The organism is Dellaglioa algida DSM 15638 (assembly GCF_001434695.1).
GTDB classification, from domain to species: domain Bacteria; phylum Bacillota; class Bacilli; order Lactobacillales; family Lactobacillaceae; genus Dellaglioa; species Dellaglioa algida.
This window is the reverse complement of sequence record NZ_AZDI01000001.1, coordinates 40,788-63,627: the sequence shown is the minus strand read 5'-3', so window position 1 is coordinate 63,627 and position 22,840 is coordinate 40,788. Positions and strand designations below refer to the sequence as shown.

The window sequence follows — 22,840 nt, the reverse complement described above, 5'->3', positions numbered from 1 at the left end:
ATTTATTAAAAAAAGAGAGCACTTGACGATTGGTCAAGTACCCTCTTGAATTTATTATTTGCTTAATGCTTTTTTAGCTTCATCTGCAACAGCAGTAAATGCTGCTGAATCTTTAACAGCTAATTCAGCTAACATTTTACGGTTAACTTCAATTTCTGCTAATTTCAAGCCATGCATCATCTTGCTGTAACTTAAACCGTTCATACGTGCTGCAGCGTTAATACGTGCAATCCATAGACGACGGAAGTTACGTTTTGTTTGATGACGATCACGGAATGAATATTGGTACGATTTCATTACTTGTTGTTTAGCTACCTTAAATTGGATATGTTTTGATCCACGGTAACCTTTTGCTAATTTAAGCATTCTTTTGCGACGTTGACGTGTAACAGTTCCACCTTTAACTCGTGGCATGAAAATTCCTCCTTATTGAGCCATTTAAAATGGCATCAATTGTCTAATTTATATTTATTATTTCATTTGTGAAAGCATTTGTTTGATACGCTTGTTATCTGATGCTGACACTGTAGTTGATTTGCTTAATTGACGACGTTGTTTCTTAGTTTTACCATGCATACGATGACTTGTATAAGCTTTAGAACGTTTTAAGCCACCATTTCCTGTACGTTTAAAACGTTTTGCTGATGCACGATGAGTCTTTTGTTTTGGCATAATCCTAATATCCTCCTAATATAGCTTTACTTTTCAGCCTTAGGTGCAAGCATCATGAACATACTACGTCCATCCATCTTCGCTCTTGATTCAACCGTTGCAGCTTCTTTAGCAGCATCAGCGAAGCGATTCAAGACATCACGTCCGATTTCTTTATGCGTAATTGCACGGCCTTTAAATCTAATTGATACTTTAACCTTATCACCTTTTGCAAGGAATTTTGAGGCATTTTTCAATTTTGTATTGAAATCGTTAATATCAATCGTTGGACTAAGTCTAACTTCTTTAACATTAACAATTTTTTGGTTTTTACGGGCTTCTCTTTGTTTCTTTTGTAATTCGAAACGATATTTCCCATAATCCATGATCTTAGCAACAGGTGGTTTCGAGTTAGCAGCAACAACAACAACATCTAAATTGGCAGCTTCTGCCATATCTAATGCTTCTTGTTTGGTTTTAACACCAAGCTGTTCACCATCGTCACCAATTAAACGAAGTTCCGACGCGCGGATACCTTCATTGACCATTTTGTCTACTTTATCAACTGCTATGGCAATGCACCTCCAAATTTTTTTGAGAAAAAGCACAGAAAAACGGGCAGTAATAATAAATTATCACAGCCCGCTTGAAATCCATTTTAATTGGAATTTAATTTCAATAATATTCTGCCCAGAGACTCTTTTGTCCCTTCAGGCGAGAAGCGGGAGCCTCTGCTTTTTTCTTAACTTTTAAATCATAACAAGTTGGTAACATTTTGTCAAGCCAATTGAAACGAATCTTTTTTACGCCTTACGACTGTAGTTCGCAATTTCTTTTGAAATGTTATTAATAAAGTCTTCTTTTGTGAACACATTAGAATCATCTTCACCATGACGACGAACAGAAACGGTATTCTCCGCCACTTCATTATCACCGACAACCAAAATATAAGGAACTTTAGTTACTTGTGCATGACGCATCTTGTAACCCATTTTTTCATTACGTTCATCAACCGTTACACGGACGCCACGAGCAACTAAATTAGCACGTAGATCATGCGCATAGTCAGCGTGGAGATCATTCTTGACGGGAATAATTGTGACTTGCTTAGGAGCTAACCATGTTGGGAACGCACCTTTGTACATTTCTGTTAAGTAAGCAGTGAAACGTTCCATTGTTGAAACAAGTCCACGATGAATCATGACTGGACGATGTTCTTCACCATCATCACCGATGTATGATAATTCAAATTTTTCAGGCATCATGAAATCTAATTGGATTGTTGACAATGTTTCATCATTACCCAATGCCGTTTTTGTTTGAACATCTAATTTAGGACCGTAAAATGCTGCTTCACCTTCAGCCTCATAGTAATCAAGACCTAAGTCATCCATAGCACCTTTTAGCATATTTTGTGATTTAGTCCACATTTCATTATCATCAAAGTACTTCTCTGTATTAGCTGGGTCACGATAGCTTAAACGGAATGAGTAGTCGGCAATCCCAAAATCAGCATAAACTTCCATCATTAAACGAAGTACACTTTTAAATTCTTCTTGAATTTGATCAGGTGCAACAAATGTATGTCCATCATTCAACGTCATTTCACGTACACGTTGTAATCCTGAAAGCGCACCTGATTTTTCATAACGATGCATCATACCTAATTCAGCAATTCTGATAGGTAAGTCACGGTATGAACGGATATGATGCTTGTACACTTGAATATGTGAAGGACAATTCATTGGACGTAATTCCAATTCTTCGCCATCTCCCATATCCATTGGTGGGAACATATCTTCACGATAATGATCCCAATGGCCTGAAGTTTTGTATAAATCTAAGTTAGCCAAAATAGGTGTGTATACGTGGTCATAACCATTTGAAACTTCCTTATCAACAATGTAGCGTTCAATCGTACGACGAATTGTGGCACCATTAGGCAACCAGTAAGGTAATCCAGCACCAACTTTAGGATCTACAAAGAATAAATCTAAGTCGTTACCGATTACACGGTGATCACGCTCACGTGCCTCTTGGCGACGAACTAATTCTGCATCCAAGTCTTTTTGTTTAAAGAATGATGTTCCGTAAACACGTTGTAACATTGGATTACTTGATTTACCTTGCCAATATGCACCGGCAACTGACAATAGTTGAAAAATTTTAACGTCTGCCGTTGAGCGTAATTGAGCACCATCACTTAAATTAACAAATTCGCCTTGTTTGTAAACTTCAACTTGGCCATTTTCATCAGTTGCTTCTACAACTAATTCAGCACGGTAAGGATCTCCAGCGAATAGTTCAAGCGCTTCAGCTTTTGAAATTAATTGACGTTCAATTTTTAAGTTTTCTTTAACAATAGCTTTCATTTTGTCTTGGATTTTTTTCAAATCATCAACGCTGACCTGTGTTTCTCCATTATCTGTATCGAAATAGAATCCATTTTCAATATCAGAACTCATTCCAAATTTCATACCTGGATATAATTGTTGTAAAGCATTAGCCAAAACTTGAGCGGCAGTATGCCATAAAACAACCAATCCATCTTCAGAATCTTTAGTGACTATTTCAATAGCACCATCAGCCTCTAATGGACGAAGGTAATCAACCAAAACACCGTTGAATTTACCGGCAATTGATTTCTTAGCTAAACTAGGACTAATTGATTTAGCAACATCTTCTGTTGTAATGCCCGCATCAAATTCTTTGATTGCGCCATCTGGAAATGTAATATTTATTTTTGACATGTTAACTTCCTCCATTATTTATCTATTTTTTGATACAAAAAAAGTCCCTAATACACAAATAAGCTTGTGTATTAGGGACGTCGATTAACGTGGTTCCACCCAAATTCAAATCTTTGCCGAAACAAAAATTTCTCCATAGATTTTAACGGATTCAATCCGACCCAACAAAAAGTCAGGCAACATTATGGAAGTGGTCATCACTTATTCTCTGCCAAGAAAGCTTTCAGCTATGCTTTCTCTCCCTGCGGACATAAAAAAAGAATGTAATCTTCCGTATCAATTTAATAACTATTTAACCATTTTTAGTTCATTTTAGCAACTACTAATCTTACTTAGGTCGTCTATTCTTACCAACAATTTTAACTTCTTTTGCTAAAAAATGAACGCGTTCCATGATTCTTTTTGCTTTAAGCGGTTCATCTTCGCCCTTTTGACTAATACGCAAATGTTCATCTTCCAATTGTTTCATCGAAAAGTTAGAACTAAAGAAAGTTGGTAATTCCTCTTGCATACGGTACTGCAAAATAACGCCTAAAATGTCATCTCGAACCCAGCTGGACATTGCATCCGCGCCGATATCATCAATCATTAGAATTTCAGATTTTTTAACAGCGTTTAGCATATCATAAACGCGATTATCACTAATTGCATTTTTTATTTCAACGGCAAAACTGGGAAAATGCATTAAGGTTGTTTGATAGCCACGGTTAGCCAACTCATTGGCCATAGCACCTAAGAGATACGTTTTCCCAACTCCAAAACTACCGTAAAAATACATCGCTTGATGATAGGCGTTAGGATTAGCCACAAATCCAGTTATAAATTTCAGACTTTGGCTGAGGGCATCCCCTCGCCCATCCATATCAAAATCATTCATCGTTGCATTTTTAATATCTTTAGACATACTCATAGATTTAACACGCTTAGCTAACGCCTTACTTTTTTGCGTCTCAATGAGCGCATCCGTTGGTACATAAGATACATCAATCATATGATTATTCAAAACTAACTGAGGTTTATAACCGGGCGCTATCATCCCTTTACCTAAAATAATTTTATTTTTTTCAGATAAAAATTCATACAATTTAGCGTCGGCCCTTTGAACATTAGACTCCGTTAATTCAGCTTTGTTTTTATCCAAAAAAGCAATCACGTCTGGATCTTCGTAAACTTTCTTCATCAAATCACGATAATTCACGTTAGGATATCGTTCACTTAAGTTTTCATTTTTTAGAAATTTCTTAATTTCTGTCCCTAAATCCTCCATTGTCATCCTCCTTTTGGTGCCGTTTTATTAAACTCATCAAGTTGTCGTTGCAATGCAGCTTTATCAATCTCAGTATCTGCCTCAGGTGCTTGATAATCATCCTTTGCCCAATCAGGCAACGTTTCTTTTTTTATTATTTTTCTTTGACGCTGATTTGTTACTTTAGTTTCAGTTTTTTTCGTATTAAAATGACGAACCTGATTAATCGCGTCTTCAGGTGTTTTCACTTTTTGCTGTGACCAGTCATTGGCCATAGTATCAACAAATGATTTATTAAGCGTTGCTAAGTCTCGATCAATTAAAATATAATGTATCAAAATATTAATCACTGAATTGGTAAATATTTGGCGTTGTACAAGTTGTTGTAACAGATAAGATTCATTATCGGTTACGTAGCCGCCCTTACTCTCCTTCAATGATTTCAAAAAATCGAAGGGACTGTATGCATCGCTAGCGAGAATTAATTGCGAATCTTCTTGTGAAAAGCCAACCTTTTTTAGGGTCTCAACTGATTTATGACCGCCATCCTGTTCATCATCATTCGTTGGATCTTCTTGTTTTTTTAGTTTAACCTGTTGATTATATTTATGAGCAATCTTTTGCTTAAAGGCATTATAATCAACTTCATTGGTTGATAAATCAGCCGCATCACCAATAAACTGCGCCATTTCAATCTCGTCAATATCATATAAGAGATGCTCTGAAACGATCAAATCTTGTTGATTATTAATTTCATCTAAAGACACAAAACTTTTTTTCAATAATTCAATAAAAAATTTAAAATCAAATGAGTCAACATTGTCTGATTCAATCAATTTTTGCGGAGTTTTTATATTAGTTAAAAACGATTTTTTACTCTCGGAAATAATATCAGGTTTATTAGAAAGATGTACTTGGCTAACTTGGAAAACATCCAAGAAACTTTTCGAAACTTCTTTAAATCCGTCTAACTTTAACACGGGTAATGCAAATCGCGCAGTAATTTCTTTATACCGTGTATCTCCAATCGATTCCCATAACAGGATGCTAAGCAAGTCATCTGTAAAAAAATCTGTCGCTTCTAAAGGCCGACGCAATTGATAGACCATCACTTTTCCCATAATATCATCTTTTTCAAAACTTTTTAAAAGACCTAAAGCCTCAAGTGAACTTCTAGCTTCATAGAATGCTGCTAAATCAATATTCAATAATGAGAGCAACTCGTTATGCATCTTCCGATTAGACAATTGTGGATTTTGGTTTGCTTCACCCTTTAGTAGTGAAAATAGACCACTCGCAATCACACCCATAATAGGTTGATACAAGTAGTCTAATCGTTCTATATCATCATTTGTAACCTTTTCATCCATTAATACGACGTAGCCGTCCTTTGGACTCATATTTTCCCATGTTTCAATCATTGATTATCATTCCTTCAAATCTTACTTATCGGTAGGTGTCTTATCCCGATCCATCATCTCATTCAATTCTTTAAGGAAAACGCTCATATCTTTAAACTGACGATAAACACTGGCAAATCTGATGTACGCAATTTCGTCAACATCAGCGAGTAGTCCCATGACGTATTCACCAATAAGTTGACTTGAAATTTCATTTTCGCCTAATGCTCTAACATTATTTTCAACTTGGTCAACAAGATGAGTAATATCCTTCATTGAAACTGGTCGTTTTTCAGCAGATCTGATAATCCCTTTAAGAATTTTTTCACGGTTAAACTCTTCTCGCGTTCCATTCTTTTTAATAACAAGTAATGGTGTAGCTTCAACCCGTTCAAATGTTGTGAATCTAAATTCACAATTTTCACATTCGCGACGTCGTCTGATAACGCGACCTTCATCTGTTGGTCGACTGTCAACGACTCGAGAGCCATTATGTTGGCAATGTGGACATTTCATTGTGACACCTCATTATTTTTTATTTACATTTATTTAGTCATTATTTTGATTACTAAGCCAGTTTAGCACTTGACCCCTCGTGACGGCAACCGTTGTCGAATTATCAATCACAAAATCAGCTAAATCTTTCTTCTTTTGAATTGGCCATTGTGCCTTAATTCTTAATTGCGCCTCGTCGGAAGTCAAGCCATCTCGATTAATTAATCGTTTTAACTGGGTTGTTTCAGGTACGAAAACAACCATAACGGCGTCACAGATTATTTGATAATTCTGTTCAAATAACAACGGCATGTCTAAAACGATTACCGGACTACCTAATTTTTTTTGAAACTGAATTTGCGTTAAAATCTCTTTTCTAATAGCGGGATGAATAACACCGTTTAACTTTTCTAACGCCGCACCATCATTAAAAACTAATTTCCCTAATTTTTTACGATTTAAAGCGCCATTTTCCATGAGATACTTCTCACCAAATTCATTGATAATCATTTTCAAAGTTTCCGATTTTGGCTCAACAACCTGCCTTGCGATAATATCTGCATCGATAACAGGCACATTTGAATTCTTAAAAATATGACTAACGGTTGATTTACCCGTCGCAATCCCACCAGTCAATCCAAGTATATAGGTCATATTTAGACTTTCCTCAGTGGTTGGCAGTGCGGACAATAATGGGTTCCCCGTTGTGCCACCTTTATTTTAACTATGGGTGTCCCACATCTAGGGCATGGTTTACCAGTTTGGCCATAAACATTTAAGTCAAATTGAAACAGTCCAGTCTCACCAAACGCGCCGGTATAAGATCTGATTGTTGTCCCACCAGCTTGAACCGCAGTAGCTAATTCAAGGATAATATTTTTACGTAAACTGCTTAATTTACTATCGGAAATTGAATTTGCTGGTTGTTCTGGATTTATTTTGCTCATCCATAATACTTCATCAACGTAAATATTCCCCAGACCGGCAACTGCTTCCTGGTTCAGTAACACAGGCTTAATAGACATATGTTTCCGCGCTAGATATTTCTTGAAATTGCTGAGTTTAAATTCATTTTCAGTCGGTTCCGGTCCTAATTTTTTAAGACCCGAAAGCTCACGTTCTTGCCCGGTCGGAATTAACTGCATTCGACCAAATTTACGAACATCATTATATCTTAAGTCTTGGCCATCGGTTAAGTGAAAGATGACATGTGAATGTTTTTCAATTGGTTCATCTGTGGCGCGAACGAAATATTTACCTTCCATTCGAAGATGAGATACCATTGTCATTTGATTATCAAACCGGAAAAGTAAATATTTACCCAACCGATCAATTGATTCAATTTTCCGTCCTTCTAATTCATGTTTGAAAGGAATGATATCCCCATTTATAATTTTGGGCCACAAGACGTCTATGGATTTAATTGTCTTGCCAATAACTAACTGACTAAGACCTCTTCGAACCGTTTCAACTTCTGGTAACTCTGGCATACTATCTCCTCCTCACCACTTTTATTTAGTATCAAACCAAGTATCGCCAAATGCACTTTCAACTTTTAGAGGAACCTCTAAAGAAACAGCGGCATCCATAACTTCAGGTACTTTCTTTTGTAAAATAGCAATTTCTTCTTCTGGCGCTTCAAAAATTAATTCATCATGTACTTGCAATAACATTTTAGCTTGTAAATGTTCTTCTTCAAGCATTTTGTTCATATTAATCATCGCCACTTTAATAATATCAGCAGCACTTCCCTGAATAGGTGTATTCATCGCTGTTCTTTCTGCGAATGAACGTAAGTTAAAGTTTCGACTATTAATATCTGGTAAATAACGACGACGATGAAATAGTGTCTCAACGTAACCTTTATCTTTAGCTTCGCGTACAACATTTTCCATATAATCCCTGACACCTGTGAATTCATTTAGATAAGTATCAATGAACGTTTGTGCCTGTTTTCTAGTAATACCAATATTTTTCGATAACCCGAAATCACTAATCCCATAAACGATTCCAAAGTTAACGGCCTTAGACGTCCGACGCATATTTGGCGTTACTTCATCCGGTGAGTCTAATCCGAAGATTCTCATTGCAGTATTGGCATGAATGTCAATTCCCTCTCTAAACGCTTCTTGCATGTTAGCGTCATGGGCAATATGCGCCAAAACACGTAATTCAATCTGCGAGTAATCAGATGAGAATATTTTCCATCCCTTGTGTTCAGGGACAAACGCCTGTCTAATTTTTTTACCTTCGGGAACGCGAACCGGTATATTTTGTAAGTTAGGATCAACAGATGATAACCGTCCCGTTGCCGTTAATGTCTGTAAATATCTCGTATGAACTTTTTTATCGGCATGTCTAACTTTTAATAATCCTTCAACATAAGTCGACTGAATTTTTGCAATTTGTCGATACTTTAAAATTAGGTCCGCGATTGGTGCTACTGTACTAAGTTGTTCTAAAACATCAACAGCAGTTGAGTAACCCGTTTTAGTTTTCTTAACAACTGGTAACTTCAATTTTTCGAATAAAATAACACCCAGCTGCTTTGGTGAATTAATATTAAATTCTTCACCCGCTTCGGCATATATTTTAGTTTCCATCTCCGTTAAAATAGTTGAAAACTCGCCTTGCATGGTATTTAGTCGATCCGCATCCACGGTAATTCCTTGGATTTCCATCTTGGCTAATACAAGTGATAGTGGAAGTTCCATATCTGTATATAAATTAAGTTGCTCATGGTCGGCCAATCCCGCCATCAATGGGGCTTTTAAAAGATGCAAAGCCTCGACTTTCGATGCCATATGATTATAGAAAGTAGCTTCGTCTTCTGGAATTCCACGCTTAACACCTTTTCCATATACTTCCTCATCCGTCTTAACATCATAATAGTCATGTTTTTGTGCAACCTTGCTAAGATCATCACTATTATCACTTGTATCTAACAAATATGAGGCTAATAGAAGATCAAATCCAGTTCCATCAAGTTGAATCCCTAAACGGTTTAAAGCAACATAACTACGTTTAAAATTAAATACATTCTTTGAAATTGAGGAATCCGAAAGAATATTAACCAAAGTAGCCGATTTTAATAACGCAACATCTTGAGTCACAAAGAATTTTTCGCCATCGCCAATAGCAAATCCATCGAAATCCGCTGTATGATAATTATCATCTAACATCTCTAAATAAAATGAAATTGGTTGTGATAATTGCTTTAAGTCATCCAAATTATCAGTTGTTAATGTAACATAATTCGTCTTTTTGGGTTCTGGGAACAAATTTAGTTCAAGACTATCAGATGTCGGATTTAAATTCAGCTGGCTTAAAAACTTTTTAAAGTCCATTTCTTCATAGAAAGCAACTAATTTATCTAGGTCTTGTCCTTCCCATTTTGTATCAGGAAAATCAATTGTAATAGGTGCATCCTGTCTAATTCTTGCTAAATCCTTACTCATGAATGCCTGATCTTTATCTTCAATTAAATGTTCCTTCATCTTACTTTTCTTTAATTGATCAATATTATCGTAAAGATTTTCCATTGAACCATATTCAGTTAACAACTTAATTGCTGTTTTTTCACCAACTTTAGTGACACCGGGATAGTTATCAGACGTGTCCCCAACTAACCCCTTCATATCAATAATTTGTAACGGTGTTAACCCAAACTTTTCCATTACATGTGCCGGCGTAAATTTTTCTATTTCGCTAACACCTTTTTTAGTAACTGAAACAGTTACTTTATCAGTCGTTAACTGTGTCAGGTCACGATCTCCAGTTACAACTGTAACATCATACCCCGCTGCTTCACCCTTTTTGGCCATTGTTCCGATAATATCATCAGCCTCAAAATCAATTAGTTCATACGTTTTAATTCCGTATCCAGCCAATAATTCTTTGAAATAAGGCATTTGTTCTTTTAATTCTGGTGGCGTTTTTGATCTTCCGGCCTTATAATTGTCATATTTTTTTGTTCTAAATGTCGTCTTTCCAGCATCAAAAGCAACTAAAACATGCGTGGGTTTTTCGGTATCCAATATGACATTCAACATATTATTGAAACCATATAACGCATTTGTATGTAACCCTGCTTGATTCGTAAATCGATCTACAGATTGATAAAGTGCAAAAAATGCACGGTACGCAATGCTATTTCCGTCAATTAATAATAGTTTTTCATTAGTATTCGTCATCTGATATCCGTCTCCTTTTAAAATCTCTATCCCCATTTTAACAAACATCAGCCATGATTAATAATTTATCACGCAATATCTCTAAAGTAATAAAAACCCCTAAGTTATGAATGACTAACTTAGAGGTTTAAACGACTTATTTTATTAATTACTAATCTCTACCACCGTAACCGAATATTCGCAAGAATGAAATGAATAGGTTGATAAAATCAAGATACAACATTAATGCACCCGTCATTGCCAGATTAGGAACTGAAATATCACTGTTACGTTGTAAAAATATCTGTCTTAATTTTTGTGTATCCCAAGCCGTTAAAATAGTGAAAATAATAACTGCTACATATGAGAATACGTAGTTAATCAGTTCACTTTGTAAGAATAAATTAACAAACGAAGCGACAATTAACCCAACTAAAGCAGCTAATGCTTGAGTACCCAACTTGGTTAAGTCTCGTTTCGTTACATTTCCTAAAATAGTCATTGTAACGAATACGGCTGAGCTTGCAGCAAACGCGGCAATAATGTTCCCAACCGAATACATTGATATAATTAACGAAAGCGTCACGCCCTCAAGTACCGAATAACCCATTAATAAAGCGAAGGTTACGAAAGGTGCCCTTGAAGCCTTAACATTAATATTTAAGACAACCACCAACTGAACGATAAATAACGCCCAGATTGACCAGCGATTTTCAGCCATAAACCCAAAAACTGATTCTTGAAAGACCGTTAAGGTTAGAAACGACGTAATGGCGGAAACGCCAACTGCAAGCGCCATATACCCATATAGTTTTGATAAAAAATTATTTAATCCATCATTTTCGTTAATAATAACTCTATTTTGATTATCCATCTCTTTTTCCTCCTGGTTCATTGTATAAGCACAAGTGTATCAAATTATTTAATATTATCAAGAATCTTCGCTTTTCTTAAAAAAGAATTAACTAATAAAAAAGAAACGACTTTTACGTCATTCCTTACTGAATTCATTAATTATTTTTAAAACTTAAATTACTCAATAACTCTTCGTAAGCATATTCATATTTTTGAACATCACCGGCACCCATGAAGATAACCACTGCGTTACTATAATCCAGTAATGGCGAAATATTATCAAGTTTAATAATATCACCACCCTTAACAATTTTGGCACCCAGATCTTCACTGGAAACATTTCCTGACGTTTCGCGAGCTGAGCTAAAAATGTCAGTTAAATAAACTTTATCGGCAAGATTTAAACTAACCGCAAAATCATCCATTAACGCAATCGTTCTACTAAAAGTATGTGGTTGGAAAACAGCAATTAATTCTTTATCAGGATATTTTTGACGTGCGGCATCAATTGTTGCTTTAATTTCTGATGGATGATGTGCATAATCATCAATAATTGTCATATCACCAATATATTTTTCACTAAAACGACGTTTAACACCTTTAAAACTTAATAATTCTTTTGCAATCTCTTCCAAATCAACTTTTTCAAAATGTGAAACAGCGATAACGGCTAAACTATTCAAAATGTTGTGTTCCCCAAAGATAGGGATTTGGTAATGACCTAAAGGTTCATCATGATAGAAAACGTCGAATTCTGAACCCTTAGTCGTCCGTTTAATATCACGAGCTTGAAAATCATCAGAATCCTTTGTTCCATAGTAATAAATTGGTACATCAGCTTTTATTTTGCGAAGTAATGGGTCATCTCCCCAAGCGAAAATACCTTTTTTCGTTTGTTTTGCAACAGTTTCAAAGGCATCGAAAACATCATCTATACCGGTAAAATAATCGGGATGATCAAAATCAATATTAGTCATAATTGAATAATCGGGATGATAAGCAACGAAATGACGACGATATTCATCAGCTTCATAAACAAAGAATCTTGCGTCTGGTTTCCCTTTACCGGTACCATCACCAATCAAGTAACTTGTTGGTGCAATACCACTAAGGACATGCGCAAGAAGTCCCGTTGTACTTGTTTTACCATGTGATCCGGCTACACCAATACTTGTGTAACCTTCCATTAGACAGCTCAACATTTCAGGATAGCTAACGATATCTAATCCCATTTCACGCGCTTTTTTAAGTTCAGGATGATCTGCGGTAAACGCGTTACCTGCGATTACAGTCAATCCTTCATGCATATTATTTTCATCAAATGAATAGACCTTAATTCCTGCCAACTCTAATCCACGTTGTGTGAACGTATATTGATCAATATCAGACCCTTCAACTTTAAAGCCCTGATCGTGTAAAATTAAGGCTAAAGAACTCATCCCTGAGCCTTTTATTCCTACAAAGTAATATACTTTTTGATTATTCATTATTATCCTCTTTTCTAACATTATTCATTCATAATTTTACCATAAATAATCCTTAAAATGAGTTAATATTCAGATTGTCGTTAAAATTCTTCTCTCATTCGTCTGAGCTCATCTTCATTTAAATAGACATCTCGTGGCTTTGAACCCTTAGCATGCGAAATATGTTGTTGGTTCTCAAGCTCATCAATAATATTCGCAGCCCTGTTATAACCTATTGAGAAAACACGTTGTAACTTAGAAATTGAAATCGTCTGTTCATGTGCTATAAAATCTAAAATACCTGGAAGCAAATCATCCTGTTGTTCATTTTGATCTGCCATTTTCTTCAATCCATCCGGATTAAATGCGTATCTTGGTTTCCCTTGCGTTCTGACAAAATCCGTAATTAAATCAACTTCATCTTCAATGTATGTTCCCTGCAATCTAACAGCTTGACTCGATCCATTACCGAGATATAGCATATCTCCTCGACCCAGTAATTTTTCAGCACCAGCAGTATCTAAGATTGTTCTTGAATCAATTTGACTAGAAACCATAAATGCTATTCGGGTTGGAATGTTATTTTTAATCGTTCCTGTGACAACATCAACGCTTGGACGCTGCGTCGCAAGAATCAAATGAATTCCTGCTGCCCTAGCTTTTTGCGTGATTCTAGCGATATAATCCTGCACTTCATTTGAAGCAACCATCATTAAATCGGCTAACTCATCAATAATAATTAAAATATATGGCATTTTTAAGCCAAAATCACCATTTGCTTCCGCTTTTTGATTAAAGTTACCAATATTTTTAGCACCGGCAGCAGCTAATTTTTGATAACGTTCTTCCATCTCATCAACAGCCCACTTCAATGCTGCTGAAGCTGCTTTTGCGTCTGAAATAACTGGTGCCAATAGATGTGGAATATCATGATATGGTGCTAACTCGACTGCCTTAGGATCAATTAATAAAAGCTTAACCTCATTAGGCGTTGCTTTATATAGAATAGAAACTAGCAAACTATTAATAAAAACTGATTTACCGGAACCTGTAGCTCCAGCAATCAATCCATGCGGCATTTTTTGTAGATTAGTTACTTGTGCTTCACCAAATAAATCAACACCTAAGGCAACCGTTAGCGGTGATTTATTTTCCATAAAGACTGCAGATCTCAATACTTCAGAAAGGAGAACCGGTCTCGATTTCAAATTAGGAATTTCGATTCCGACACTGCTCCGTCCAGGAATTGGCGCTTCCACACGAATATCCTTTGCGGCTAATGCCAACTTCAAATCGTCAACAAGATTAGTAATCTTACTTACCTTAACACCGGCAGCTAGTGAAATTTCGAATTGTGTAACAGTAGGTCCAACTGTCCATCCATCAACTTCTGCGTTCACATGGAACGCCTCTAATGTATTATTCAATACATCAATTTGAGAAAGTACCCACTCATCTAATTCGCCAGCATTCTCTAAGATAGGATCTGGTAATAAATCAAGGGATGGAAATTGATAAGTCGCATCTGCAATTACTATTTCTTCATCAGACTGGTCATCGTAATAACCTTCTTGTACTTCTTGTACTTCTTGTACTTCTTGTACTTCTTGTACTTCTTGTACTTCTTGTACTTCTTGTACTTCTTGTACTTCTTGTACTTCTTGTACTTCTTGTACTTCTTGTACTTCTTGTACTTCTTGTACTTCTTGTACTTCTTGTACTTCTTGTACTTCTTGTACTTCTTGTACTTCTTGTACTTCTTGTACTTCTTGTACTTCTTGTACTTCTTGTACTTCTTGTACTTCTTGTACTTCTTGTACTTCTTGTACTTCTTGTACTTCTTGTACTTCTTGTACTTCTTGTACTTCTTGTACTTCTTGTACTTCTTGTACTTCTTGTACTTCTTGTACTTCTTGTACTTCTTGTACTTCTTGTACTTCTTGTACTTCTTGTACTTCTTGTACTTCTTGTACTTCTTGTTTAGTTTGATAATCAGTTCCAACAGATGCAAGTTCTTCTCGTGATGAAACTTCAGGTTTATCTTTAAATACAGCAAGCTCTTTTTGAGCTTCATTTTCAGAATTAGTGATCTCAAATAGACCCCTAGCTAATGCATGTTTGTTATTAGCAACTATTTTTGGAGTCACATCTACTATAGGCGTAACTTCAGGTATTGGCGTCATATTCGCCAAGAACTCGTTCTGTACCACTCTTTTTTCAACAACCGGTATAACTTCATTTGGTGATACCAAACTCTCACTAGCTGCGTCATCAGTTGTGCTTAAATCAGCATGAAGTGGTAACTCAACAGTCCCTTCACTAAAGTAATTATCAGCTTGATCATCAAACAACAAATAAGTATCTTTCGCTTTTGTCAATTGAACCAAAAGTTGACGATATTTAACATTTTTATTTTGTTTTTTACTCGTAAAGAATGTGGGTATTTGCTTTGGTCTGAACCCTCTAGAGTAATGATTAATTTGTGATTTCTCGTTCTGACTATCCGTTTTAGCTTCTTTTCGGATAAATTGATCATCATTACGAGGCGTCGTTTTCTCTTCTTTTATTGTTTTTTTATAAAATGCGGGTCCATCATAACGCTCCATTAATTTCATCCTAACTATGTAAAAAACTAATTGCCAATAACTGCAATTAGTTTTTATAAATCTATATTATGCAAATAATCTAGCTACCTTTTCGAAATCAAACGCATCGCCAACATGATTCGTCTTATCATCTAAAACTAGAATACCATGAGCGGTGGGCGCATTTGGAATACCCAATTCTTGAGCTGAACTGACCATCCCGTAGCTTTCAATTCCACGTAACTTACCCGGCCAAATAATAGCACCAGTTGGCATCATCGCACCAACTTTAGCAACAACCACAAGTTGGCCTTGTTCAATATTAGGTGCACCACAAACGATGTCTAACATCTCATTGTTGTTAACTTGAATTTTTGTGACATGTAAATGATCAGAATCAGGATGTTCCGTAGATTCTGCTACATATCCAACGACAAACTTAGGATCTTCATCAAGAACCAGTTTATCATCAAATCCAGCAGAAGCGATTAATTCATTTAATTTTTCAACCTGATTTTCAGTTAAAAAAACTTGTCCGTTACCAATTAAATTGGGTAACGCTTCAGAAATTTTCAAAAAATTAAATCCTAAAGTCATATTTGATTTTCCATCAAAAATACGAACAACATTATTTTTTAACTCTGAACTTTGTTGTTCCACGTCTTCACGTAAAACGACCATTAATGTATCACCAACATTTTTTAAATTATAACTTGATATCAACATATTTATTTGTTAATTCCCTTCTTTTTATCACTGATGACTAAAACATCACAAGACGCATTTCTAAGAATTGCATCCGTCGTTGACCCATTCACAAATCGCTCAACGGCATTAGCACCAGTTTGACCAACCATAATTAAATCAACATGTTTTTCTTCTGGTATTTCTCGACTTAATAACACTTTAGGAGACCCATAAGCCAATATCGTTTCAACATGATTGACACCCTTATCTAACGCGACTTGTTTGTAGTCGGCCAATGTATCATTTAACCGTCTAACTTCAGTCGTAACGTCATCCTCGTCCTCTGAAAATGTATTATCAACACTGCGTTCCACAACGTGTACGATTAACAAACTTGCTTCATTTTTCAAAGTGCTATCGACAGCTTGATTGAATGCACGCTCAGATTGTGCACTGCCATCAATCCCTACCATTACTTTTTTATAAATTTGCTCAAACATGGCCATCACCCCCAATTAGTTTAATTTATTCATAAATGCTTCAATCTGTTCCTTTGTCTTACGATCTTTACTTACATAACGGTCAAGTTCATTTCCGTTTTCAAATGCAACAAAACTTGGAATGCCAAAAATACCCCATTCTTGGCAAAGTTCAATCTGTTCATCTCGATCAACTTTGTAAAAATTGAAATCAGTATACTCTGCTTCAATCTCGGGCATCATTGGCTCAATAAAATTACAATCTGGACACCAACCTGCGGTGAAGTAAAATAAAGACTTTCCATTTGCCAACAATTCATTTAATTTATTGGTTTCTAAAACTTCTAATTTTTCCAAGCTTACTACCCCTTAATAATTGTATCAACGGTTGAACGATCTAATCCTAAAATTGTTTTTTCAAGCAATTCTTTCGCTGCTTCGTAATCTCTGATTGAAAACATTGTTTGATGCGTGTGAATATAACGCGCGCAAACACCAATCACGGAACTTGGAATCCCATTATTTTCGGTTTGTGCAGCACCGGCATCAGTTCCACCCTGAGAAACAAAGTATTGGTATGGAATATTATTGTCTGAAGCAGTATCTAACAAGAATTCTTTTAATCTTGGAAGTGTCACTAATCTTGGATCGTAAATTCTAATCAATGTGCCCTCACCAAGATGACCAAACGTTCCCTTTGTTGTTTCAAGATCATTTGCTGCAGAACAATCAACAGCAAAGAACAAATCTGGTTTTAACATATTTACTGCACCCGGTGTACCTCGTAAGCCGACTTCTTCTTGAACATTGGCACCAGCAAATAATGTATTGGGTAATGTTGTATCTTTTAATTTTTCAAGCGTTTCTAATACAGCTGTACAACCGTAGCGGTTATCCCAAGCCTTACTAATAATGTTTTTGCCATTCGCCGTTTTAATTGTTTCAACATCCGGCACAATATAATCACCAGGTGCAATACCAAATTCTCTTGCCTCAGCGGCTGATTCAAAGCCCCCATCAAATAAGATATCATTAATTTGTGGTGTCGCATTTTGATGATTATCACCACGTAATAAATGTGGTGATACCGAAGATGAGATGATTGGATATGTTTGACCTGATCGAGTTGTCAATGTGAATCGTTGTGAAGAAACAACGAATGGGTTCCATCCGCCAAGGGGACGAACTGAAAATAGACCGTTATCATTAATTGCAGCAAGCATAAATCCAACTTCATCCATATGAGCGGCAGTCATAATTTTAGGTGCATTTGTATCTGCGTTGTTACGAATACCAAAAATGCCACCCAAACCGTCTTGGACAACTTCATCAACATTCGGTGTCATTTTTTCGCGCATAACATCCCGAACATTATTTTCAAACCCACTTGTTGCTTGAAGTTCTGTCATTGTCTTAACTAAATTAAACGTTTTATCATTCATCATTAAAATCCCCTTTTCATTTTGTCTGAAAAATTGGTTATATTTTTATTTACTACCGTAGTATTACTTAATTTATATTATATAATACTACCATAAAAGAAGCTAAGAATGTATCTTCTTTACCATTTGGGCCACTAATCTAGTTCACATTCTTTATTATTGAAAATAATAAGTACAAAAAAATCTGGAATTATTATTCCAGATTTCCAGTCGGCATAAAGTGTGCCTCTAATTTATAGATTGGTTGACCCTTTTTACTAAACTTTTCTTCATATTCTGTCATCACATTATCTTCAGCCTCTATACTTGCATGTAAATCGAGCCAAACCTGATCATAAGCCATTCCATACTCATTTAAACTAACTAATGAATACTCAAATAATCCTCGATTGTCCGTCTTAAATTCAAGATGACCATCCGCTTTCATAACTTGTTCATATCCCTTTAAAAAGCTACCATGTGTGAGGCGGCGCTTGGCTTGTCTCGTTTTTGGCCATGGATCTGAAAAATTCAAATAGACGCCATCAACTTCGTTATCATCAAAGAATTCGGTAACTGAATCACCATTTCCTAATATTAATTGTAAATTGGGAATCTTGGCTTCAACTTGTTTTTTTAACGTAATTGCCGCAATTGTCGTTTGTAATTCAATACCAATAAAATTATATTCGGGAAACTTTTCAGCCATCCCCATAATAAATCCACCTTTGCCCATGCCTATCTCAATAAATAAAGGTTGTTTTTTTTCAAATCTTGACTGCCATTTACCTTTAAACTGATTCGGTGACGTCACAAGTAATTCTGGATGTTCAGCAATCAGTGGTTCAGCCCATGCCTTATTTCTTAATCTCAACTTATATGTCCTCATTTCATTTGATAAAGTAAGTGGGGCTAGAACGGTTTAATCGTTTTAGCCCCACTTCTCTTTAATTCATTTCTGCGTTATATTTTTGTAGTTCTACAAGCGCTTGGTTCATCTCATGGAATCGACCAAGTCCATGTGCTTTTTTAATCCGTTGTAAGATTGCCATTTTATAGTACCAATTAATTCGGTTCAGTAAATCATTATCTTCCAAAGATTCGTGATATGATTTTAACCAATCACGCCATTGCGAACTAGGAATATACTCGGACATCACTAAACTCAAATCCATGGCTGGATCGGCGATTTTTGCAGATTCCCAATCAACTAAATATAATTGATTTGTATCTGATCGCAACCAATTTCTGTGATTTAAATCACCATGACAAACTGTATAATTATCGGTTGATAACCCAGGTTGCTGTTCATTTAATTGGTGAAAAATATCAGTTAACAAAGGATGATTTTTTAAGTCACTACTTAGATCATCAAAATAATCTGCCAAAAGGCCACTTGGCGTAATTATTTCTCCACCAACCTGACTCAACATGCTTCTAAGTTGTTTTGAACGATGTATTTTAGATAATAATTCAGGAACCATCTTCTGGCTCATTTCGTCAGAATTCAGATTTCGCCCATTTAACCATTCTTGAGCAGTCAATGTATCCCCACTTGAGATACGTTTAGTCCAAATTAATTTTGGTGTAATACCAGCAACCGATAATGCAGCTAAAAAAGGTGACATATTTCGTTTTAGAAATACCTTTTCTTGAGCTCTAGTTCCCATGTATGCGGTACCCGTATCTCCACCAATTGGTAACAATTGCCAACCGGGATCTAAGTTGAAATCCATCTTATTACTACCTCTTCTTCTCGACTGACCTCTGACCCTATAGTTTTATATTACAAACATCGACATTATACGTCAAGGATTTTTTTTACTCTAGTAACTAAGTAAAATTTCGTAAACAAACTTATTTCAATTAAACTTGCCAAAATACCGTAGCCAAGCATCATTAATTGTCCAGTACCAATGTAAAGTGCCATATTTAAAAATAACGCGCTTATCCCTAAAACGACTAAAGTAAATTTTTTAAAGTTTTTAATTTGGAAGTCTTTTCCCCTTGGATACAATCTTGTAAAAATAATATTGTCATAATGCTTTGCAAATGGTAATAGTTGGAAGCCAATTAGATAGATGAATAAAACTAAAAAGGCAATTGCCAGCCATCCGACCGGTATAAACGCGATAATTAGTGCACCAATTAATGTTAATCGAATAAATAAGCCACTAAATTCAGTACCACGAATGAACCCTCGTGCATATAAAAACATGTACACATTTTTGTCATCTTTCCTCACTCGATTTAAAATAAAATCAAGGTATGCCCGCCTTTTAACTTGTCCCCTAACCATTGGTACATCAGTAAATAAATTAAAGAAGCGGTAAATGCCCAGCATTCTATTCTCTTCAAAGCTAATGGCTTTTTTCCAATCAAAAATCTCTTTAAAATCCTGAACCGATAGATAGCTTAATATTAAGCTACTCAACACAGCAATGATAAAACTCACAATAAAACTACCATACAAGCCAATCGAATAAATAACAATTGGTAAGAGCCCAGTAACTAGCGTCTTATTTAATCTACCAAATCGATTATTTTGATATTTTTCCAATAAAGAAACTGTCAGCCAATTATTTTTTAAACAGAGCTGCGTAAAAATTAAAAAAATAACATCCATCAACGTAATCTTCATACCAATCATCATGACAGGAATAAGAAGAACGATAAACACGAGTTGCATCAAACTAGCCATAATTGTTGAATATCGTTTCGCTTTTTTTAGATAGGTACCTAATGTGTATTCCTGTGGTAATAGAAATACAATATCTGCTTCTTTCAATAAAGTACTTAATCGACCAATTTGTAAAATGACTAGTAATCCAACAATCAAAGCAGGTCGATACCAAATTAAATTAATTGGCATGACTTTTAATCCGTTAGAGTATGCTAATCCTAATCCACCAACGAAGAACATAATCGCAACCACAAAATGATCATTCAAGACGTACCTTAAATACTTTAATAATAATAATTGATGACTCTTTAAACGATTAGTCCATAAGTCTTTCATCTCGTTACCTCGTCCTTAGTTAAACCGAGATATATTTCGTCCAAAGAAGCATCAGATTTATTGTATGCCTGTCTCAATTCAACCATAGTTCCCTGTGTTTTAATTTCACCTTTATTTAACAAAATAAACCAATCACAATACTTTTCAGCGGTAGCCAAAACATGAGTTGACATTAAAACACTCGCCCCGCGTTCTTTCTCAGAAACAATTAACTCAAGTAAATCATTAATCGCTAAAGGATCCAGGCCAAGAAATGGTTCATCAATAACATAAAAATCTGATTCCGTTAAAAAAGCACAAACAATCATGACTTTTTGCTTCATTCCCTTAGAGAAATTAGCCGGAAACCAATCTAATTTATTATCGAGTCTAAATATTTTTAGTAACTCGTTAGCTTTCTTCCAAGCTCGATCATTGTCCAGGCCATAAGCCATTATCGAAAGTTCTATATGTTCTTTCAATGTTAACTCTTCATACAATATTGGCGTCTCCGGAATATAGGCCAGGTGTGATTTATAAGCCTGACTGTCTTCTCTTAACGTCACTCCGTTTAATTTAATAGAGCCCTTTTGTGGGGTTAATAATCCAATTATATGATTGATTGTGGTTGATTTACCAGCACCATTTAGTCCAATTAAACCCACTACATTTCCAGGTTTAACTGCAAAAGAAATATCTTTTAAAACTGGTATTTGAGAGTAACCGCCCACTAAATTTTTAACTTCTAATGTCATTTGCCGATTCCCCATTTACATTTTATTTATGACTCTAATTATATCATATTATGCTGAATTATCATTCATGATGTATAATATGTTCATACTTAACATTGAAAGAAGGTAAACATATGACTGACTGTATTTTTTGTAAAATTGTTGCTAATGAAATACCTAGTTTTACCATTTATGAAGATGAAAATATTAAGGTATTTCTTGATATTTCGCAAACAACACCAGGGCACACACTTGTTATTCCGAAAAAACATGTTGCTGACATCTTTGAATACGACCAAGCACTTGCAAGTGCTGTATTCGCCAAAATACCCATGATTGCATCCGCAATTAAGGCAAGTAATCCAGATATTCAGGGTATGAATATTATTAATAATAATGGCGCAATTGCCTACCAATCTGTTTTCCACTCACATTTCCACTTAATTCCTAGATACACGACAAAAGATACCTTTAAGATATCATTCAAGGACAATTCAAAAAAGTATGCGCCAGATCAACTTGAATCAATGATGTCATCAATCAAAAATATGATTGGAGAAAAATAATGTCAAAAACGGTTAAACGTTTCACTTTACTATCAATCATTGGTGGATCAGCTTACTATGCTTACACGCATAGGGATGAGCTTAGTACTTTTATCACAGAAAAAAAAGCAAAGGCGAAAGAAGATTTTTCTGACTATCAAAATGATATCAGTCGCGTTGCCAACTCATCAAAAAAATTATTAGACGCGACAAATCGTTTAAATACTGTTATTGATGAAACTGCACCCATTATTGATGCCATTAATGATCGTATCAACGAGTTTAGTTACGAAATTGAGCCAAACTTGCGTAAAATTAATAAAAAATTAGAAAAGTACCAATAACAAGCGGTTTAA

At 35.5% G+C, this 22,840-nt stretch carries 23 protein-coding genes and 1 other annotated feature; of the genes, 2 read left to right on the top strand and 21 right to left on the bottom strand.

The features are described 5' to 3' along the window. Positions 1 to 54 precede the first annotated feature (54 nt). From rplT to FC66_RS00255, 21 genes are all read right to left on the bottom strand, one after another. Entirely contained in the window at positions 55 to 414 is a 360-nt protein-coding gene (rplT, locus tag FC66_RS00355; RefSeq protein ID WP_057973381.1) for a 50S ribosomal protein L20, read from the bottom strand. A 57-nt stretch (positions 415 to 471) separates the two neighbouring features. Continuing rightward, complete coding sequence (rpmI, locus tag FC66_RS00350; RefSeq protein ID WP_057973380.1) at positions 472 to 672, bottom strand: 50S ribosomal protein L35; 201 nt, start codon at positions 670 to 672, stop codon at positions 472 to 474. 26 nt (positions 673 to 698) lie between these two features. Continuing rightward, positions 699 to 1,199: a translation initiation factor IF-3 gene (infC, locus tag FC66_RS00345; RefSeq protein WP_057973379.1), complete on the bottom strand. Its 501-nt coding sequence runs from the start codon at positions 1,197 to 1,199 to the stop codon at positions 699 to 701. A 56-nt stretch (positions 1,200 to 1,255) separates the two neighbouring features. Next, positions 1,256 to 1,394 (bottom strand) — a sequence feature (ribosomal protein L20 leader region). Between the two features lie 60 nt (positions 1,395 to 1,454). Continuing rightward, positions 1,455 to 3,401 (bottom strand): threonine--tRNA ligase, encoded by a 1,947-nt coding sequence (gene thrS, locus FC66_RS00340; protein WP_057973378.1) that lies wholly within the window; start codon positions 3,399 to 3,401, stop codon positions 1,455 to 1,457. A 328-nt stretch (positions 3,402 to 3,729) separates the two neighbouring features. Next, positions 3,730 to 4,668 (bottom strand): primosomal protein DnaI, encoded by a 939-nt coding sequence (gene dnaI / locus FC66_RS00335; protein WP_057973377.1) that lies wholly within the window; start codon positions 4,666 to 4,668, stop codon positions 3,730 to 3,732. Positions 4,669 to 4,670: 2 nt separating this feature from the next. Continuing rightward, positions 4,671 to 6,068 carry a replication initiation and membrane attachment family protein gene (locus FC66_RS00330; protein WP_057973376.1) on the bottom strand — a complete coding sequence of 466 codons (1,398 nt, stop codon included), beginning with the start codon at positions 6,066 to 6,068 and terminating at the stop codon, positions 4,671 to 4,673. A 21-nt stretch (positions 6,069 to 6,089) separates the two neighbouring features. Next, a complete protein-coding gene (nrdR, locus tag FC66_RS00325; RefSeq protein WP_057973375.1) occupies positions 6,090 to 6,563 on the bottom strand; it encodes a transcriptional regulator NrdR in 474 nt (157 codons plus the stop codon). Between the two features lie 33 nt (positions 6,564 to 6,596). Beyond that, a complete protein-coding gene (gene coaE, locus FC66_RS00320) occupies positions 6,597 to 7,196 on the bottom strand; it encodes a dephospho-CoA kinase (RefSeq protein WP_057973374.1) in 600 nt (199 codons plus the stop codon). 2 nt (positions 7,197 to 7,198) lie between these two features. After that, positions 7,199 to 8,032, bottom strand: a complete 834-nt coding sequence (mutM, locus tag FC66_RS00315; RefSeq protein WP_057973373.1) for a DNA-formamidopyrimidine glycosylase — start codon at positions 8,030 to 8,032, stop codon at positions 7,199 to 7,201. A gap of 21 nt (positions 8,033 to 8,053) precedes the next feature. Next, a complete protein-coding gene (polA, locus tag FC66_RS00310; protein WP_057973372.1) occupies positions 8,054 to 10,735 on the bottom strand; it encodes a DNA polymerase I in 2,682 nt (893 codons plus the stop codon). Positions 10,736 to 10,886: 151 nt separating this feature from the next. Further along, complete coding sequence (locus tag FC66_RS00305) at positions 10,887 to 11,588, bottom strand: Bax inhibitor-1/YccA family protein (RefSeq protein ID WP_157051971.1); 702 nt, start codon at positions 11,586 to 11,588, stop codon at positions 10,887 to 10,889. A 136-nt stretch (positions 11,589 to 11,724) separates the two neighbouring features. Continuing rightward, positions 11,725 to 13,056, bottom strand: coding sequence for a UDP-N-acetylmuramate--L-alanine ligase (gene murC, locus FC66_RS00300; protein WP_057973370.1), 1,332 nt, complete (start codon positions 13,054 to 13,056; stop codon positions 11,725 to 11,727). 80 nt (positions 13,057 to 13,136) lie between these two features. Continuing rightward, positions 13,137 to 15,641 (bottom strand): DNA translocase FtsK, encoded by a 2,505-nt coding sequence (locus FC66_RS00295; protein ID WP_057973369.1) that lies wholly within the window; start codon positions 15,639 to 15,641, stop codon positions 13,137 to 13,139. A 66-nt stretch (positions 15,642 to 15,707) separates the two neighbouring features. Beyond that, entirely contained in the window at positions 15,708 to 16,346 is a 639-nt protein-coding gene (gene ytpR / locus FC66_RS00290) for a YtpR family tRNA-binding protein (protein WP_057973368.1), read from the bottom strand. A gap of 2 nt (positions 16,347 to 16,348) precedes the next feature. Further along, positions 16,349 to 16,807 carry a universal stress protein gene (locus tag FC66_RS00285; protein WP_057973367.1) on the bottom strand — a complete coding sequence of 153 codons (459 nt, stop codon included), beginning with the start codon at positions 16,805 to 16,807 and terminating at the stop codon, positions 16,349 to 16,351. Positions 16,808 to 16,822: 15 nt separating this feature from the next. After that, positions 16,823 to 17,143: a thioredoxin family protein gene (locus FC66_RS00280; protein ID WP_057973366.1), complete on the bottom strand. Its 321-nt coding sequence runs from the start codon at positions 17,141 to 17,143 to the stop codon at positions 16,823 to 16,825. A gap of 5 nt (positions 17,144 to 17,148) precedes the next feature. After that, a complete protein-coding gene (pepA, locus tag FC66_RS00275; protein WP_057973365.1) occupies positions 17,149 to 18,228 on the bottom strand; it encodes a glutamyl aminopeptidase in 1,080 nt (359 codons plus the stop codon). 193 nt (positions 18,229 to 18,421) lie between these two features. Further along, positions 18,422 to 19,081, bottom strand: a complete 660-nt coding sequence (trmB, locus tag FC66_RS00270; protein ID WP_057973364.1) for a tRNA (guanosine(46)-N7)-methyltransferase TrmB — start codon at positions 19,079 to 19,081, stop codon at positions 18,422 to 18,424. Between the two features lie 73 nt (positions 19,082 to 19,154). Further along, the gene (locus FC66_RS00265; RefSeq protein ID WP_057973363.1) at positions 19,155 to 19,943 is read right to left on the bottom strand and encodes a phosphotransferase family protein; all 789 of its coding nucleotides are present in this window, start codon (positions 19,941 to 19,943) and stop codon (positions 19,155 to 19,157) included. Between the two features lie 65 nt (positions 19,944 to 20,008). Further along, positions 20,009 to 21,226, bottom strand: coding sequence for an ABC transporter permease (locus tag FC66_RS00260; RefSeq protein ID WP_057973362.1), 1,218 nt, complete (start codon positions 21,224 to 21,226; stop codon positions 20,009 to 20,011). Next, the gene (locus tag FC66_RS00255; protein WP_057973361.1) at positions 21,223 to 21,960 is read right to left on the bottom strand and encodes an ABC transporter ATP-binding protein; all 738 of its coding nucleotides are present in this window, start codon (positions 21,958 to 21,960) and stop codon (positions 21,223 to 21,225) included. The genes FC66_RS00260 and FC66_RS00255 overlap by 4 nt, the downstream gene beginning before the upstream one ends. A 113-nt stretch (positions 21,961 to 22,073) precedes the next feature. Here FC66_RS00255 and FC66_RS00250 point away from each other — a divergent pair, with 113 nt between their 5' ends. Continuing rightward, the gene (locus FC66_RS00250) at positions 22,074 to 22,505 is read left to right on the top strand and encodes an HIT family protein (protein WP_057973360.1); all 432 of its coding nucleotides are present in this window, start codon (positions 22,074 to 22,076) and stop codon (positions 22,503 to 22,505) included. Then, the gene (locus FC66_RS00245) at positions 22,505 to 22,828 is read left to right on the top strand and encodes a hypothetical protein (RefSeq protein ID WP_057973359.1); all 324 of its coding nucleotides are present in this window, start codon (positions 22,505 to 22,507) and stop codon (positions 22,826 to 22,828) included. The genes FC66_RS00250 and FC66_RS00245 overlap by 1 nt, the downstream gene beginning before the upstream one ends. Positions 22,829 to 22,840: the final 12 nt, after the last annotated feature.